The sequence below is a fragment of the Rummeliibacillus suwonensis genome, assembly GCF_007896435.1.
In the GTDB taxonomy this organism is placed as follows: domain Bacteria; phylum Bacillota; class Bacilli; order Bacillales_A; family Planococcaceae; genus Rummeliibacillus; species Rummeliibacillus suwonensis.
On record NZ_VCBL01000001.1, the window covers coordinates 356,543 to 373,507 of the forward strand.

The 16,965-nt window shown below is 36.9% G+C and carries 11 protein-coding genes, 1 pseudogene and 1 riboswitch; of the genes and pseudogenes, 11 read left to right on the plus strand and 1 reads right to left on the minus strand.

The window, feature by feature from the left end:
• Positions 1–15 precede the first annotated feature (15 nt).
• From FEU33_RS01665 to FEU33_RS01690, 6 genes are all read left to right on the plus strand, one after another.
• Positions 16–1,374 (plus strand): APC family permease, encoded by a 1,359-nt coding sequence (locus tag FEU33_RS01665; protein ID WP_146547725.1) that lies wholly within the window; start codon positions 16–18, stop codon positions 1,372–1,374.
• A 116-nt stretch (positions 1,375–1,490) separates the two neighbouring features.
• Positions 1,491–1,607: riboswitch (guanidine-I (ykkC/yxkD leader) on the plus strand.
• A 42-nt stretch (positions 1,608–1,649) separates the two neighbouring features.
• Positions 1,650–2,387: an urea amidolyase associated protein UAAP1 gene (locus FEU33_RS01670; protein ID WP_146547726.1), complete on the plus strand. Its 738-nt coding sequence runs from the start codon at positions 1,650–1,652 to the stop codon at positions 2,385–2,387.
• On the plus strand, positions 2,387–3,037 hold the full coding sequence (locus FEU33_RS01675; RefSeq protein ID WP_146547727.1) for an urea amidolyase associated protein UAAP2: 651 nt from the start codon (positions 2,387–2,389) through the stop codon (positions 3,035–3,037). Before FEU33_RS01670 ends, FEU33_RS01675 begins: the two co-directional genes overlap by 1 nt.
• Positions 3,038–3,055: 18 nt before the next feature.
• Complete coding sequence (uca, locus tag FEU33_RS01680; protein ID WP_146547728.1) at positions 3,056–6,715, plus strand: urea carboxylase; 3,660 nt, start codon at positions 3,056–3,058, stop codon at positions 6,713–6,715.
• A complete protein-coding gene (gene atzF / locus FEU33_RS01685; RefSeq protein ID WP_146547729.1) occupies positions 6,675–8,420 on the plus strand; it encodes an allophanate hydrolase in 1,746 nt (581 codons plus the stop codon). The genes uca and atzF overlap by 41 nt, the downstream gene beginning before the upstream one ends.
• A 725-nt stretch (positions 8,421–9,145) precedes the next feature.
• Positions 9,146–9,730, plus strand: a complete 585-nt coding sequence (locus tag FEU33_RS01690; RefSeq protein ID WP_146547730.1) for a hypothetical protein — start codon at positions 9,146–9,148, stop codon at positions 9,728–9,730.
• A gap of 134 nt (positions 9,731–9,864) precedes the next feature.
• On the opposite strand, the pseudogene FEU33_RS01695 reads toward FEU33_RS01690, so the two are convergent.
• A pseudogene (locus tag FEU33_RS01695) lies at positions 9,865–11,430 on the minus strand (IS3 family transposase).
• A 206-nt stretch (positions 11,431–11,636) separates the two neighbouring features.
• Between FEU33_RS01695 and FEU33_RS01700 the strand changes: the two are divergent.
• The 5 genes from FEU33_RS01700 (at position 11,637) to FEU33_RS01720 (ending at position 16,949) form a co-directional block, all read left to right on the plus strand.
• On the plus strand, positions 11,637–11,849 hold the full coding sequence (locus FEU33_RS01700; protein WP_146547731.1) for a hypothetical protein: 213 nt from the start codon (positions 11,637–11,639) through the stop codon (positions 11,847–11,849).
• Between the two features lie 382 nt (positions 11,850–12,231).
• Positions 12,232–12,744 carry a GNAT family N-acetyltransferase gene (locus FEU33_RS01705; protein ID WP_146547732.1) on the plus strand — a complete coding sequence of 171 codons (513 nt, stop codon included), beginning with the start codon at positions 12,232–12,234 and terminating at the stop codon, positions 12,742–12,744.
• 189 nt (positions 12,745–12,933) lie between these two features.
• Complete coding sequence (locus FEU33_RS01710) at positions 12,934–14,637, plus strand: CocE/NonD family hydrolase (RefSeq protein WP_146547733.1); 1,704 nt, start codon at positions 12,934–12,936, stop codon at positions 14,635–14,637.
• Between the two features lie 14 nt (positions 14,638–14,651).
• Positions 14,652–15,353, plus strand: a complete 702-nt coding sequence (locus tag FEU33_RS01715; RefSeq protein WP_146547734.1) for an HAD family hydrolase — start codon at positions 14,652–14,654, stop codon at positions 15,351–15,353.
• 24 nt (positions 15,354–15,377) lie between these two features.
• Positions 15,378–16,949 (plus strand): ABC transporter substrate-binding protein, encoded by a 1,572-nt coding sequence (locus tag FEU33_RS01720; RefSeq protein WP_146547735.1) that lies wholly within the window; start codon positions 15,378–15,380, stop codon positions 16,947–16,949.
• Positions 16,950–16,965: the final 16 nt, after the last annotated feature.

Here is a 16,965-nt window from a genome sequence, read left to right on the forward strand (position 1 = left end):
AGAAAGGATGATTATATGGAAGGGCAAACAAGCCTTATAAGGTCCCTTAAAACACCGCAAGTAGTCTTTTTGGGACTTGCATGGATGACACCGATGATTTATTTTACAGTTTATGGTGTGGCATTCAATGCCGCAGATGGACAAATGACTGCAGCCTATATGGCAGCTTTTATTGCTATTTTCTTTACAGCGTATAGCTATAGCCGAATGGTGAAAGCTTATCCTATTTCTGGATCTGCCTATATTTATACGGAGAAGGCGATTCATCCTAAAGTAGGATTTTTAGTAGGATGGGCATTGATTATCGATTATGTTTTTTCGCCTATTATTGCGATATTAACATTTGGTATTTTTATGAATACGGAATTTCCTTCTATCCCGATTTATATTTGGATTATTGTGATGAATATTATTTTAGCGATTGTAAACATACTGGGCATTAAGTCAGCGGCACGAGTTAGTAGTATTTCAGTTTTATGTCAAATCGCCTTTATAGCTCTTTTTTGCATACTGACGATGAAAGACATACTTGTGAATGATGGAGTGAGCTCACTCTTTTCACTGACACCCTTTTTTAATATTGAAAATGGTTCGATAAGTTCTATTTTTTCAGGTGCCTCATTAATATGTTTTTGCTTCTTAGGATTTGATGCTGTTACAACGATGGCAGAAGAAACAATTGATCCACAAAAAACAATTCCAAAAGCCATTTTCTATATTATTTTTATAGCGGCGCTTATGTATATGGCTATTTCGTATTTAACAGCAATTGCCCACCCAGATTTTACGTTCCAAAACCCGGACAATGCGGCTTATAGTCTAGTTCAATTAATTGGAGGTAACTTGCTCAGCTCGTTATTTATTTTAGTGCTGATCATTGCCACTTTTACGCAAGGATTATCCTCTATGACAAGTGTGAGCCGATTCTTCTATGCATTAGGGAAAGAATCGATTTTACCGAAAAAATTTTTTACGACATTGCATCCTAAGTTTAAGACTCCTGTTGCCAATATCATTTTTGTAGCAGTGATTTCCCTTTCAGCTGTTGCTATCAATTTAGATACGGCCGTTTTATTTGTTAGTTTTGGTGCTTTAACAGCGTTCGTATTCGTGAATCTATGCGTTATTGCTCAATTTTATATTAGAGAAAAAAGGCGTTCTGCAAAAGATACGCTATTGTATTTAATTTTTCCGTTGATCGGTGTTGCTTTTATCGGTTGGCTACTAACGCTACTTGACAAATACACATTAAAAGTTGGCATTACTTGGATCATTATAGGCTTTGTTTATCTATTTATAAGGAAGAAGTGGCTGCAAGCTAAAACACCGATTACAGTATCTCAAAATATAGAAAAAAAGAAATATGTTAGATAAAGTAACATATGATAGTTGACTTTATTGAACAAGCATTGTATAGTATTAATATACTGAATATTATGAATATTTATTATATTTAGGCTAAATAAAGGTTTCTACAAATAAGTTAGAAACAAAAAGTTCTCTAGGGTTCCGTTTAAAGATAGGAAATCTTTAAAGGCTGGTCCAAGAGAGAACGTACAACGATATGTTCAAAGTTGTATTCACGGAAGGATAAAAGCCTGGGAGATGATGTCTCCCGGGCTTTTACTATTTTTAAGGAGGAAAAAAATATGCAAAAAACAACTTCAATTTTCAGCAAAACAATCCCAGCAGGTGGGAAATGGTCGAGCTACATTCAAAGAGGAAAGAATATTCGATTTACAGCATTAGCAGATGATGCCAATGTTTCTCTCCTCCTCTATAATGCAGATGATCTAGCAGAGCGTTACAATATGCCAGATTCTTTAAAGGCACAATATACGGCTTTTTTAACAAAGGGCAACGTATTGATGAGTGATAATGGCCGAGTATTAGCTAGCTTTGTGGAGGACTCTGTTGGTTGGCATGACACGATTTCGGGATACAGTACAAAACAGCATATCGAAGAAAAGTATGGTCGAACGACATACCAAGAAATGCGGAATGATTGGTATCGAAACGGTGAAGATAATTTGCTGATTGAATTAGTTCGTAATGGCTTGAAGGTAAATGATTTATCTCCCGTCGTCAATTTATTTTCCAAAGTATACTGCGACGATGAAGGAAGCATGCATTTTGTTGAAGGGCATGCGAAGAAAGGAGATACTGTAACATTGCGAACAGAGATGGATGTTTTGCTTATATTGTCCAATACACCACATCCTTTTGATACCAAGAACACGTATCCATCCGCTCCAATAGAAATAACGATAACAGATGCAGAACCTATTCAATCAGATGATATTTGTTTGAATTATCGTGACGAGAATCGTCGTGCATTTGAAAATACATGGGAATATTTAATGCTTACTAAAGGGGGACATCAATAATGACTGTATTAAATTATGTAGAGAGCGATCGTAAAGTAGAAAATGCTATTTATAACCAAAAACTATTAGCAGGAGAAGGTTGGTTGTATACAATCGAGCCTGGACAAGTTCTTCGAATTCTTGATTTAGAGGGAAATCAAGCAGTAGATACAATCTTTTTTGATGGTGATCATCCTTCTGATCATTATAGTGCTGTGAATACGATTCAACGTCAAAAGAATATTTACTTATCAACAGGTTCTGTGCTTGTTTCAGAATCAAGGAAAGAATTAGTCGAAATCATTGCTGATACATGTGGACGCCATGATACACTCGGTGGTTCTTGCTCGGCACAAAGTAATACAGTTCGTTATTCACATGATACATTGCCGATGCATAATTGTCGGGATACCTATATGTTGCAGTTAGCGAAATACGGAGAGAATCTTACAAAGAGAGATCTATCACCCAATGTCAATTTTTTTATGAATGTTCCAGTGACACCAGATGGCGGCTTGAAATTTGATGACGGTGTTTCGTCCCCAGGTAAATATGTGGAGATGAAGGCGATTCATCGTACAACTGTATTAATCAGTAATTGTCCCCAACTAAATAATCCATGTAATGCTTATAATCCAACTCCTATACAATTACTGATTTGGGACAAATAAATTAAAGGAGTGTTTGATATGTTTAAAAAGGTTTTAATTGCAAATCGCGGAGCAATCGCCACAAGAATTGTAAGAACATTACGGAAAATGGATATTTACTCTATTGTCGTTTATACAAAAGCAGACCAAGATAGTCTATATGTTGATTTAGCTGATGAAGCAGTTTTGATTGGAGAAGGGACTGCAAAAGACAGTTATTTAAATGCGGATCTTATTTTGAAAACAGCGCTCAATACAGGTGCAGAAGCAATTCATCCAGGATATGGATTTTTAAGCGAAAATGCCGATTTTGCTCGAACTTGTCAAGAAAAGGGAATTGTTTTTATTGGCCCTACTCCAGAACAGATCGAGTTATTTGGCTTAAAACATTCGGCACGTAAGATCGCAACAAAGGCAAATGTCCCTCTTTTACCTGGTACGCCGCTCATTCAAAATGTAGAGAGCGCGGTTACTGAGGCCAAACGAATTGGCTATCCTGTCATGCTAAAAAGTACAGCAGGCGGCGGTGGCATAGGGATGCGTATTTGTATGTATGAAACGGCCCTACGTGAAGCTTATGAATCGGTTTGTCATTTAGCAGAGAAGAATTTTAATAATGGTGGTGTTTTTCTCGAAAAATATATTGCCAATGCACGTCATATAGAAGTACAGATTTTCGGTACAGCAAATGGTGAGGTCGTGGCACTTGGAGAGCGAGATTGTTCTGTACAACGTCGCAATCAAAAAGTAGTGGAGGAGAGCCCTGCACCATTACTAAAACCATCTGTACGAGAAAATATGTTAGAGGCTGCTAAACGTTTAGCAAAAGAAGTGGGCTATCGTAGTGCTGGGACAATTGAATACTTATATGATCCAATGACTGAGCATTTCTATTTTCTGGAGGTCAACACACGTTTACAAGTAGAGCATGGAGTAACGGAGGAAGTGCTTGGTATCGATCTAGTAGAATGGATGCTAAAGGAAGCAGCTGATGAACTGCATGGATTAGAGACGTTATATTTCAAGCCAAAGGGTCATAGCATTCAAGCACGTGTTTATGCAGAGGATTGTTTGAATAATTTCCAACCAAGTGTAGGAATTATTGACCAAGTTCATTTACCAGAAAATGCACGAGTTGAAACGTGGGTTCGTGATGGCATTACAGTTACCTCTTTTTATGATCCAATGCTTGCGAAAATCATCGTTCACGCGGCAACAAGAGAAGAAGCGATTCAAAAACTAAGCAATGCTCTTAAAGATACTAGATTCTATGGTATTACGACAAACTTGCAGTATCTTGAGGCACTTTTGAAAGAAAATAATTATAAATCAGGACATGTTTATACAAAAATGCTGAATGGTTTTGCGCCGGACGAAAGTGCAATAGAAGTAATAGATGGAGGTATTCAAACAACTGTACAAGACTTTCCCGGACGCATCGGACATTGGGACGTTGGGGTGCCACCGTGTGGACCTATGGATGCTTTTTCATTTCGTATGGGCAATCAGTTGCTAGGCAATAAAGAAAATGCAGCTGGCCTTGAGTTTACCCTTCGAGGAGGCGCCTATAAATTTCGAACGGATATGTCTATTTGCTTAACAGGTGCGGATATGGAGGCCAAAATAGATGAAGAGACTGCACCGATGTATCAGGTTATTCATGTTAAACGTGACCAAGTATTATCATTTGGAGAAGCAAAACAAGGAATGCGAACGTATTTGCTTGTTGCTGGTGGATTAGATGTACCACTGTATCTTGAAAGTGCTTCAACTTTTACGTTAGGCGGTTTTGGCGGACATGGTGGTCGAGCACTGCGAACAGGTGATATTTTACGTGTCCATACAAATCATACAGCTGTATTTACAGAACTTCCTAAACCATATCAACCTGTTTTTACAAATGAATGGACGATTGGTGTTATGGCAGGGCCCCATTGTACGGAGGAATATTTACTACCTGAATATTTGAACCAGCTAACAGAAACGAGCTGGGAAGTTCACTTTAATAGCTCTCGAACAGGGGTCCGTTTGATCGGTCCTACGCCTCCTTGGACACGTGAGGATGGCGGGGAGGCAGGCTTGCATCCATCGAATATCCATGATAATGCCTATGCGATTGGAACGCTAGATTTAACAGGTGATATGCCTATTTTATTGGGGCCAGATGGTCCAAGTCTAGGAGGCTTTGTATGTCCAGTTACAACAGTTTCTGCTGAATTATGGAAAATTGGACAGCTGCATGCAGGAGATCATATTCAATTTCGTATTTTAACATTAGAAGAAGCTGATGATCTACGCCAATCGCAGGAAAAATTTTTAGAGGAGGTAGGTCAGCATAATGATGATTTCGTAAGGCTTCCTCAGTTTTCAAAGGAATCTAAACCTTTTTCAACGAATGCACCTATTCTTGTTCAATGTACGGCCGGCCGTTTTCCTATGTGTATTCGTGCAGATGGGGATGAGAATATTTTAATCGAATATGGCGATATGGAATTAGATTTGCTGCTACGATTCCAAGTGCATGCATTAATGGAAGCTATTCAATCACAGAAGAATCTTCCTATTATTGATATGACGCCAGGTATTCGTTCATTACAAATTCATATTGATGCAACAAAAATGTCTATTTCAGCATTATGCGAAATCATGCAGAGGTTAAATAAAAATTTACCTTCTCTTGAAGAGATGGAGGTGCCATCACGTATTGTTCGATTGCCACTTTCATGGGACGATCCTGCAACACAATTAGCCATTGAACGTTATCAAAAAAATGTTCGACCAGATGCACCATGGTGTCCAAGTAATTTAGAGTTTATCCGCCGTGCTAATGGGTTGGATGGTATTGCAGATGTGAAAAAAGCCGTTTTTGATGCAAACTATTTAGTCCTTGGCCTTGGGGATGTTTATCTTGGAGCACCTGTTGCAACGCCTATCGATCCGCGTCACCGCCTTGTCACAACAAAGTATAATCCGGCACGTACATGGACGCCTGAAAACGCCGTCGGAATCGGCGGAGCATATATGTGTGTATATGGTATGGAGGGTCCTGGAGGCTATCAATTTGTTGGTCGAACGGTTCAAATGTGGAATCGTTTGCGTGAAACAATCAGTTTTCGATCAGGGAAACCGTGGCTTCTGCGATTCTTCGATCAAATTCAATTTTATCCAGTAGCAGCAGACGAGTTACTGGAACTGCGCGAAAAATTTTTACGAGGTCAATTTAATGTAGCAATTCAGGAAACGACTTTTAAAGTGAAAGATTATATCTTATTTTTAGAAACGATCAAAGAGAGTGCTACTGAATTTAAAACGACACAACAAAGTGCTTTTGAGGCTGAACGTGAAAGATGGCACACACTAGGTCTTGATGAATATGTTTCAGAACATGAAACGATAGAAATAGTGGAGGAACAATTGCCAGAGGGAGCGGAAGCGATACGTAGCGCTTTGCCAGGGAGTGTATGGAAAGTATTAGTTTGTCCTGGGGATGAAGTGAAAAAAGGAGATCCGCTTATTATTGAAGAAAGTATGAAAATGGAATTTCCGCAATATGCACCATTTGATGGTTGGGTAAATAGTGTATATGTATCCTCAGGTGAAGAAGTACAAGCAGGACAACTAATAGTTGCTTTATCAAAGGGAAAAAGAGGTGTGGACCATGCAAACGATGAATCTGCTGCAAAAATTGTCAATCACTGAATTGAAGGAAAAATATCGATCATTAGAAGTAACACCAGAATATATAATAGAGGAAATTCTTAAACGTACGGAACAGTATCAAGATTTTAATATTTGGATTACGCCTCCTACAAAAGAAGCGATTCAGCCTTATTTGGAACATTTAAAGGATATGGATCCTCAACAAGCACCACTTTGGGGAATTCCATTTGCTATTAAAGACAATATTGATTTGCAAGGTGTTCCAACGACTGCCGGATGCCCGATGTTTGCGTACACACCCTCTGATCATGCAACTGTTGTGCAACGTTTAGTCGATGCTGGAGCCATTCCTATTGGTAAAACCAATTTAGACCAATTTGCAACGGGCCTTGTTGGAACGAGAAGCCCTTATGGTGAGACGAAAAATGCTCTAAATCCTGATTTAATTAGTGGAGGCTCTAGCTCGGGATCGGCTGTTGCGGTAGCATGCGGACTAGCTTCTTTTGCCCTCGGTACAGATACAGCGGGCTCTGGTCGTGTACCAGCAGCACTCAACCGTCTTGTGGGCTACAAGTCTAGTTTAGGCGCATGGCCAGTAAAAGGTGTCGTGCCAGCGTGTGCTAGTTTAGATTGCGTTTCTGTATTTACCCATGAGTTGTCAGATGCCATGCTTATAGATGAAGTCGTTCGGGGATTTGAAGCATCCGATCCGTGGTCAAAACAAATAACACGTCACAGAGATGCACTTCCTGAAAAAATTTATATCCTAGAGAAGCCACTGACTTTTTATGGTCCATTTGCTGATCAATATAAGGCAGCTTGGGCAGCTACCATTGAGCGAATCCAACAGTTCAATATTCCGATCGAATATATAGATGGCAGCTATTTATCAGAAGCGGCAGCTATTTTATACGATGGGCCATGGGTGGCAGAGCGTTGGGCTGATTTGGGTGAATTTGTTACAGCTAATAAGGAAGCGGTTTTTCCTGTCACGGAAACAGTACTAGAGTCAGCTACAAAGTCTGGGTACGATGCAGCTTCTGTGTTTAACGCTATACATCGACTGCAAGCATTGAAACAAAGAGCACACCAGCAATTACAAAATGCAGTTTTAATCATGCCTACAGCTGGAGGAACATGGACTAGAGAAGAAGTGAGAAGAAACCCAATCGACACAAATAGTTTAATGGGTCTATACACAAACCACTGTAATCTTTTAGACTTGTGTGCCATAGCACTCCCAGGAGAAGATATAGAACGAAATTTACCGTTTGGGATCACTTTATTTTCAAGTAGCATAAATGAGCATTTAATAAGTGGTTTAGCCAATGCCTTGGTGTATGGAAAATATCCCGAAAAACAAAGGAAAACCGTATTATTAGCAGTATGCGGTCTTCATATGCGAGGATTCGAGCTTGAAAGTCAAATGCTTGAACATGGGGCAGTATTTGTACGTCAAACAAAAAGTGCACCTGTATACAGGATGCTAAAATTGCCTTCTTCCCCTCCGAAACCAGGATTAATACGATCTAACAATAAGCAGGGTACCGCTATTGAATTAGAAATTTGGGAAATGCCTATTGAAAAAGTAGGACATTTTATAACAAATATCCCTGTTCCATTAGGGATCGGAAAAGTGCTGTTGGAAGACGAATCGGAAGTATTAGGATTCATCTGTGAGGCCAATGCTTTAGAAATAGGAGAAGATATTTCCTATACTGGCGGCTGGCGTTATTTAAAATAATGAAATAGCTCTTGTTTGGTGAATGGAGTGTCATTCAGTATGGGAAGACTACTGAAAAAGTTAACTGTTGTGGTTATTAAAAATTAAAAAAGATGAACTTTCATTAATAAAAACGGAGTATAGTTTTTCAGTAGTCTTGCATTGTTCTAGAAGATGTTTTTATTAAAATACGTATGATTTTATGAGTAATATTATATTTTTGCTTATATCTATCCTCATATCTTGTCCATAATTCAGTAGATCACAGGTGAAATAAAAAAGATTCTAATATACTTTCTTTAATGTCAATTACGATTAGTTTCACTTAATTATGCTAAATGTGAATGGTTCTATTTTCGTTTGGCATTTTGAAATTAACCTCCGCTTTGATGTTCTCTCTAGCTTATATATAATTTAAGTAAATAAAAAATTTAATCATGTCTTATGATGCTCTAGCTTACTTTTGCATCTTACTTTATATTAAATGTAAGTCTAAATGACTATATATTTTTAAGAAACTTTTAATTAGACTTGCTGTGAAATTCTATAAAACTTAATGATTCCAAATAAGCTAAACGATTTGAGAAATTTGGTCCTTCTAATATTATTCATTTTGAAAAAATAAATATATAATAAGACTATTTAACTAATTTAATCCTTCTTAATTCATGTTTTTACATTTTTTATATTAATGTATATAAAATTAAGTATAATTAAATGTGAAATTAGGAAGGGAGTGAGATTATTTGAAATTAATTTATAAATATTTTATATGTATAATTTCTGTTTTGTGTTTAGGGCTTCTATTAGATGAGTTTATTCTAAAAAATGATAATAATAACAAAGAGGATAAAATAATTTCTTCCAAAACTATTTATACAAATTCAAGTAACAACACTAAAAAAGGAGATTTATTATCAATTGTAGAAGTTACTGAAACTAAAGTCGATAAAATAGATACTGTATTCAGCGATAATACAGTAAAAGCTAAAAGAAAGCCAGCGACATATAGATATTATACTTACGATGAAGGTATAGTAAAATCTTGGTCTTATTTATCAAAGCCATATTTTATAAAAAGTGTTGCACGAGGTGAAACAACTGAAGAAACTAAAAAAATTCATGCTAGTATTGGACAAAAATTTTCGGGCTTAAAAGGAAGTTTCCTGAAATCGGCTGAATCAACTTATGGAATTTCTCTTGAGATTACTACTAAGGTTTCCTTTACTGGGCCAGATAAAGGATATAAATCAAGGGATTTTTATTATAAAAAAGGAAGACATAAACATAAGATTCGTTTCGGTGTTTGTCAATATAGTTGTCGCAATTAGCTACTTTAGTATTTTTAAAAATATCCTTCATCTCCAGATGCTATTAAGGCTACCGCGCTGCGCTTGCTGGCCTGTTGATCTGAAACGAAAGGAAAAGCTTGCTTTCGTTTCAGATCAACAGGAAAATGGAGATATTATTCCTCCATGAACTGTTTTGTCTTGTCCTCATCACGCATTGGATTGAGTGCGACTTTTTCTTTTGGTGACCAATTTCTTATGCCTTGTGTCCAACGTTCTGGATGCTTTGCTTTTGCCATTTCATATACTTTTTTTCGCTTTTCCAATATCGCTATATGTTCACCTGTATGACATTGTACCGGTGTTACAAAATTTAGCCCACTGTGCAGGTGAATCTCGTTATACCATTGGACAAATTGATGTGCCCATTGTCTTGCTTTTGTAAGTGATGCAAAACCTTTATACGGATAATCCGGTCGATATTTAAGTGTACGAAACATGGCCTCTGAATAAGGATTATCGTTACTCACACGCGGTCTTGAAAAAGAACTTTGAATGCCTAATTTTTCTAGTAAACTTAAGAATGTTTCGGCTTTCATCGGACTCCCATTATCTGAATGTAGTACCAGCGGCGCTCCTTGAATTTTTTCATTGATAACTGCTTTTTTCACAAGCGATTCGGCATGTTTTGCTTCTTCTGTTTCCCAGACTTCCCATCCAACCACTTTTCTACTAAATAAATCGATCATTAAATAGAGGCGATCGTACAAACCTTTTACAGGTCCTCCAAGCCATGTAATATCCCAAGTCCATACTTGATTGGGAGCTGTTGCGAGATGACTTTCAGGAATCCTTCTTTCAGGCTTCTGGCTACGGCCACGATGGTGTTGCATTTTTTCTTCACGTAATACACGATAAAAGGTAGATTCTGAGGCGATGTATGTCCCATTGTCCGCAATTAGGGACAATCTGTGTCGGTGGTAAATCGGCATATTCCCCTTGTTTGACAACTGTTAGTATTTCTTCTCTTTCTTCCGAAGATAACTTGTTTTTTGGCACAGGTCTTTTCACGAGTGGACGCTGATCAACCTTTATACCACCTTCTTTTACCCAGCGCTCATACGTTCGAACACTGATATCAAGTTCCTCACACGCCTTCGCTAATCGCGCACCATTTTGATGTGCCTCTTGGATAAGTTCAACAGCTAATGCGCGATTTGACGGGCTAATCATTCTTCCTCGTCATCCCCCCAAATCGCTTGGGCCTTTTTTCGCAAAAGTAATAATGCCGCAGCCTCAGCTAGCGCTTTTTCTTTCTTTTGAAGCTCTTTTTCTAGTTGTTTAGCGCTCTTTTGTTCATCCTTTAAGGCATCATTCAGCTGTTTTGCTTGATCAAATGCTTGCCCGTTTGCTTGAAGACATACACTTTTCCAAGCTTCTATTTGTTCACGATATAATCCTTTTTTTCGACAATATTCTGCTAATTCCAATTCATTCATGGAGAATGTCTCCATCACAATTAAAAATTTATCTTGGCTACTCCACTTGTCGCTTGTTTGTCCATTTCCAGGTGTTGCCATACCCGCTGTACGAGCAGACTTTCTCCACTTGTACAACGTTACTTCGGATATGCCTTCTTCCTTCGCAATTTGAGCTACTGATTCATTATTCGGTGGCATCATGCGTTTAATAATCATTTCTTTCTGTTCCTGCGAATATCGTACCCTTTTTCTCTCCGTCATATCGATCAACCTCCGTGTTATTCACTAAACTATAACACTAAAATATCGTACGACAACTATCCTAACAGAGAGGGGTGTAGAGAAAGTATTAAAACGACCTTTTGGAAAAAAGAAATTAATTAAGAGAAAATATGGTTATGTTGAAAGAGGAGCTATAAAACATTATTCTATAGATAGGAAAAAATAAATATAAAGGAATAATAATAATGAAAAAAAATGAGTTTAATTTGATTAAATACACATTTTATATAATAGCTTTAGTCTCTTTTGTTTATGTGATTTATCATTTACTGTTTGCATCCTATCAAGCTGGATATATTTTATCAAGAGCATTGCCGGGGGCCATTGTGTTTCTTGCTTCTTCAATAGCAAGTTGTATTTTATTGGTTTATGAAAAGAAATCCTTAGAAAATAAATGATTGTAATGATAGTGAAAATGATCATGGAATCAGGTCGATTAATTTTACGAATAAAGCAGGACGTAGTATCGTAATATATTAATGGTAGTGTATAGCTCCGACTTGTACTTAAGAGAAGTGGATGAATCCAGTTCTCTTTTGATTTTAGGAAAGTATTATAAATTAGCTAGTTTCTTGGTGGGCAAGGGTCATTTCTGTAATGATTGGCTTTCTCTAATTGGGTCTTTTTGTTCAGATAAAAATTTTTAATCATTAATATAACTATTTCTAGTTGACAACTTGGTATTATTTCATTTATTATTCACATTAACCTAATAATTACAATCTGCTATTGTAGATGAAGTCGTAGTGCTGTGAATCGTTACTTTTGAGGGGGAAATCAATGAGTCAGCTTGATTTAATCATTGAAGAACTTGCGCCATATGATAAAGAAAAAGCAGTAGACGTTTTAGTTTCGAGTTATGAACAATATCAAAATAGCTATAGTAATGTTCAAGATTACTATGATTATATGGAGTATATCCGAGCTTCACTTGACAATCCGTTAATTGCAAAGGTATTAATCGCTAAAATAGGACATGAAATCGTTGGTACGCTTCAAATCTTTTCAAATGGGACAGATGCTTACGAAGATTTAAATATGCCAATAAATGCCCCTGTCGTTCGTTTACTAGGCGTGCATCCGAAAATAAGAGGGAGGGGTATTGCAAGAAAGTTACTGGAAGCTAGTATCAATTATGCAAAAGTGCAAGGTGCGAATTCCTTATACTTGCATACATCAGAAAAAATGCAGGATGCCATTCGTCTGTATGAACGATTTGGCTTTGTGCGTAGTTTGGAATATGACTACGATATTCTCGATTTTACAGTTATGTGTTATAAATATGATCTTTAAAAAATATAGAATGATTTTTGGGCCTTCCAATTGCTTAAATAAGCATATGTATGAATTTATTTGTGTTTAGAATGGTACGATCAACATATTTATCTTTTATATCAAGAAAAAATTTCGCTGTTGCCTCTGGTTTTTATTTTTAAATATCCGAATATTTCGTCTATTAAAATATAAGAAATGGGTGTAAATATGAACCAAGCGATTATTGAGAGAGACATTATTCATCAACCGAATGTACCTATTAAGATGCGAGATGGTACAAAATTATATGCAGATATTTATCGTCCAAATGATCAGACAGATTATCCGATTATAATATTGAGAACGCCTTATAACAAAGAAGATGCACAAACTATGAATTATGCACATCCAATTTGGTATGCCGAGCAAGGCTATGTTGTCATTGTCCAGGATACCCGTGGACGTTGGTCTTCTGAAGGCGAGTTTCATCCGTTAGTTCATGAGGGAGAGGATGGATACGATACGATCGAATGGGCAGTTACATTGCCTCATACCATTTCGAAAGTAGGGTTATATGGCTTTTCGTATATAGGTATTTCACAACTCTTAGCAGCAGCAGAACAACCTCCTCATCTTACATGTATAGCACCGTTTATGTGTGGTTCCAACTCATTACGAGTGTCAGAGAATGGCGCTTTTCCATTAGCTTTAAATTTATCTTGGGCAACTTTTATTAGCCAAAATGAAGCAGTACGAAAAAAGGATCTGCAGTGGCTCCAGCAACTGGCGACAACCAATATTCAAGAATGCTATCAATACTTACCTTTACAAAATGTACCGATCATCAAAAATGAGCTTGTTCCATTTTATCAAAAGTGGATTCGGCAAATGAATGAAAGACTTCCTGAATCTCCAGCATTATATGAAAATATTTCAGTTCCAGCTTTACATCTAGGGGGATGGTATGACATTTATGTTGATAAAACGATTGAAAATTTCCAGGGGATTAAAGAGAAAAGTAAAAATAAACTTGCCAGAGAAAATCAATATTTATTTTTAACACCTTGGTATCATATGCCATGGTCTCGATATGTAGGGCAGATAGACTTTGGCAAAAATGCAGAAAATCATGTTGATGAAATACTTATTAAATGGTTTGATAGATGGTTGAAGGATTATCCAACGAGATGGAAGGAAGAATCTGTTCGTTATTTCGTTACAGGAGAAAATGAGTGGCATGTGTCCAAACAATGGCCACTTTCAAAAAGTGAAGAGAAAGTACTGTATTTATCAAGTGAAGATCGGGCGAATTCTATTAATGGTACAGGAAAACTAACTGAGGAGATTTTACAACAAAGCAGTGAGAAAGATATTTATGTTTATCATCCATCCATATATGTACCAGCAATAGGTGGTCGATCTGGCGCAGATCCTATCTTAACACCCATGGGCGCCCAAAATCAACAGCCTATTGAAATTCGTAATGATGTGCTTGTCTATACATCTGAAGCGCTACCAGCAGATTTGGTTGTAGTAGGTGAGGTGAAGGCAACACTCTATGTATCAACCAATGTAGATGATACGGACTTTGTCATTAAGTTAATCGATGTTTATCCGGATGGTCGATCGATTAATATTGCAGAAGGATTACTTCGCGCAAGCGCACGAAATGGTATTCATCAGCGTGAACCATTGATTCCCAATGAAATTTATCCATTAGAAATTTTGGCTGGTTCAATTGCACATCGTTTTAAGAAAGGGCATGCGATTCGAGTGAATATAACAAGTACATTATTTCCGACATTTGATCGACATGGCAATCGGTTTTTACCATTAGCAGAAGTTACCGAACTGACATTTAAAACAGCAACGCAAACGGTTTACCACAGTAAGCTTTACCCATCAAGCATTCAATTGACCATAAAAAAATAGAAGGAGATCAAATATTGATAAACAAATACATTTGGTTTGATATCGGTTATACCCTATTATATCAGCAGCGAGAAAAAATATATGCTCAATATTTAAAAGAGCATCACGTTGAAATACCCATACAAAAAATCGAAGAAGCCTATCATTATGCTGATAAATTATTCATGAGAGAGTATCCAGGTGTTCTTGGAAAAAAGGCAAATCTTTTTTATCCATGGTATTTAGGAGTTGTTAATCATTATTTACAACTTGCATTCGATTTAGAAAGGCAAAACCGTTTTATTCAGGAAAGGATTCAAGAAACTGTTCCATATTGGGCGCCCTTTTCATTTACAAAAGACGTACTGCATACCCTAAAGCAGGACGGGTATCGACTAGGTATTATTAGTAATTGGGATAAAAGCGCACGCCGATTATTAGATCACTATGAATTAAGCGATTATTTCGATCATATTATTATTTCGTCAGAAGTTGGTGCCGAAAAACCAAGTAAATATATATTTGAACTTGCATTTAAGCAAGGAGAAACTAAAAGTGAGGATAGTATTTATGTTGGGGACAATTACTATGATGATGTAGTGGGAAGCAAGAAAGTAGGACTTAAAACACTTTTGATCAATAGATTTGGCTATAAAGGTATTGAAGAGCTTCAGCATCCACACGTCGTAGAATCTATTAACAAACTACCATCATTATTAAAAACTATACATGTTTAAATTAAAAAATGGGAGGGGAAGCGAATGACGACTTTCAATGTAAAGAGAAAGCCATGGTTACTAGCAATTCTATTATTGACTGTCAATTTACTATTATTATCGGCTTGTGGCAGCAGCAATAAGGCGGATGAAAGTGAGAAAGATCGTAAAGGTACTCAAACTGAAAAATCAAAGACAGGTGGAAGTGTTGTAGTCGCGATTCCTCAAGACTTAGATTACTTGGATCCAAATTTAGCGGAAGCTGCTGGGACAAGAGAAGTGATGTTCAATATTTTTGAAGGATTATTAAAAGCAAACACAGAGGGAGGGTTAGACCCAGCTATCGCCGAGTCTTATGATATTTCCGATGATGGCTTGACGTATACGTTCACGATTCGTGATGGTGTCAAATTTCATAATGGACAAACATTGACATCAAAAGATGTTGCCTATTCTTACGCTAAATTGGCCGGTTTAAAAACAGGCAAGCCTTTATCTTCTAGCTTTGCAAATGTCAAAAAAATAGAAACACCAGATGACAAAACAGTTGTCATTCAATTAAAAGAAAAGGAGGCAGCTTTTATTACGGCTGTTACAGCATCAATTATTCCAGCCAATTATAAAGATAGCAATAAAACGCCAATTGGGACTGGACCATTCAAATTTGTGGAATACAAGAAGGGTCAAAGTCTAATTGTTGAGAAAAATAAAGATTATTATGTGAAAGGCATTCCATATTTAGATAAAGTAGAATTTCGTATTGTACCCGATCAAGAAGCAGCATTTTTAGCATTACAATCTGGTGAAATCGATATTTATCCTCGTATAGCTACAGAAAAGGCAGAACAATTAGCAACTGGCTTTAAAACGATCAGTAACGAACAAAATTTAGTTCAATTATTAGCATTTAATAACAAAGTGAAGCCATTTAATCATATTAAAGTTCGGCAAGCGATCAATTATGCAGTCAACAAAGATGAAATTATTAAGGGTGTCGCACTAGGAAAAGGAACGAAAATCGGTTCTAACCTAAGTCCTGTATTAAGTAAATACTACAATAATGAACTAGAAGATTTATATCCAACGGACACAGAAAAAGCGAAAAAATTTCTTAAAGAGGCTGGCTATCCAAATGGCTTTGAATTTACGATTACAGTTCCTTCTGTATACCCATTCCATGTTGATACAGCACAAGTGATTGTCAACCAACTAGAAAAAATCGGTGTGAAAGCGAAAATTGAAAGTGTTGAATGGGGAGTTTGGTTAGAACGAGTTTACAATGGCCGGGATTATGAAACAACCATTATCGGTTTAGATGGAAAACTTGATCCATTTGAAATTCTAAGTCGGTATATATCAACAGCTGATAACAATTTCTTAAACTTTAAAGATCCTAAACTAGACAAAGTGTTATCGAATGCAAAAGTTGAAATTGATGAAAACAAACGTATTACAGATATTAAAGAAGCGCAAAAAATCATTGCTGAGGATGCGGCAGGGGTCTTTATTATGGACCCTCATACAAATGTCACTTTTAAAGATACGATTAAGGGTTATAAAACATATCCAATTTATGTTCAAGATCTGTCATCTGTTTATCTTGACCACCCTCAATAGGTGGTCAGATGAATGC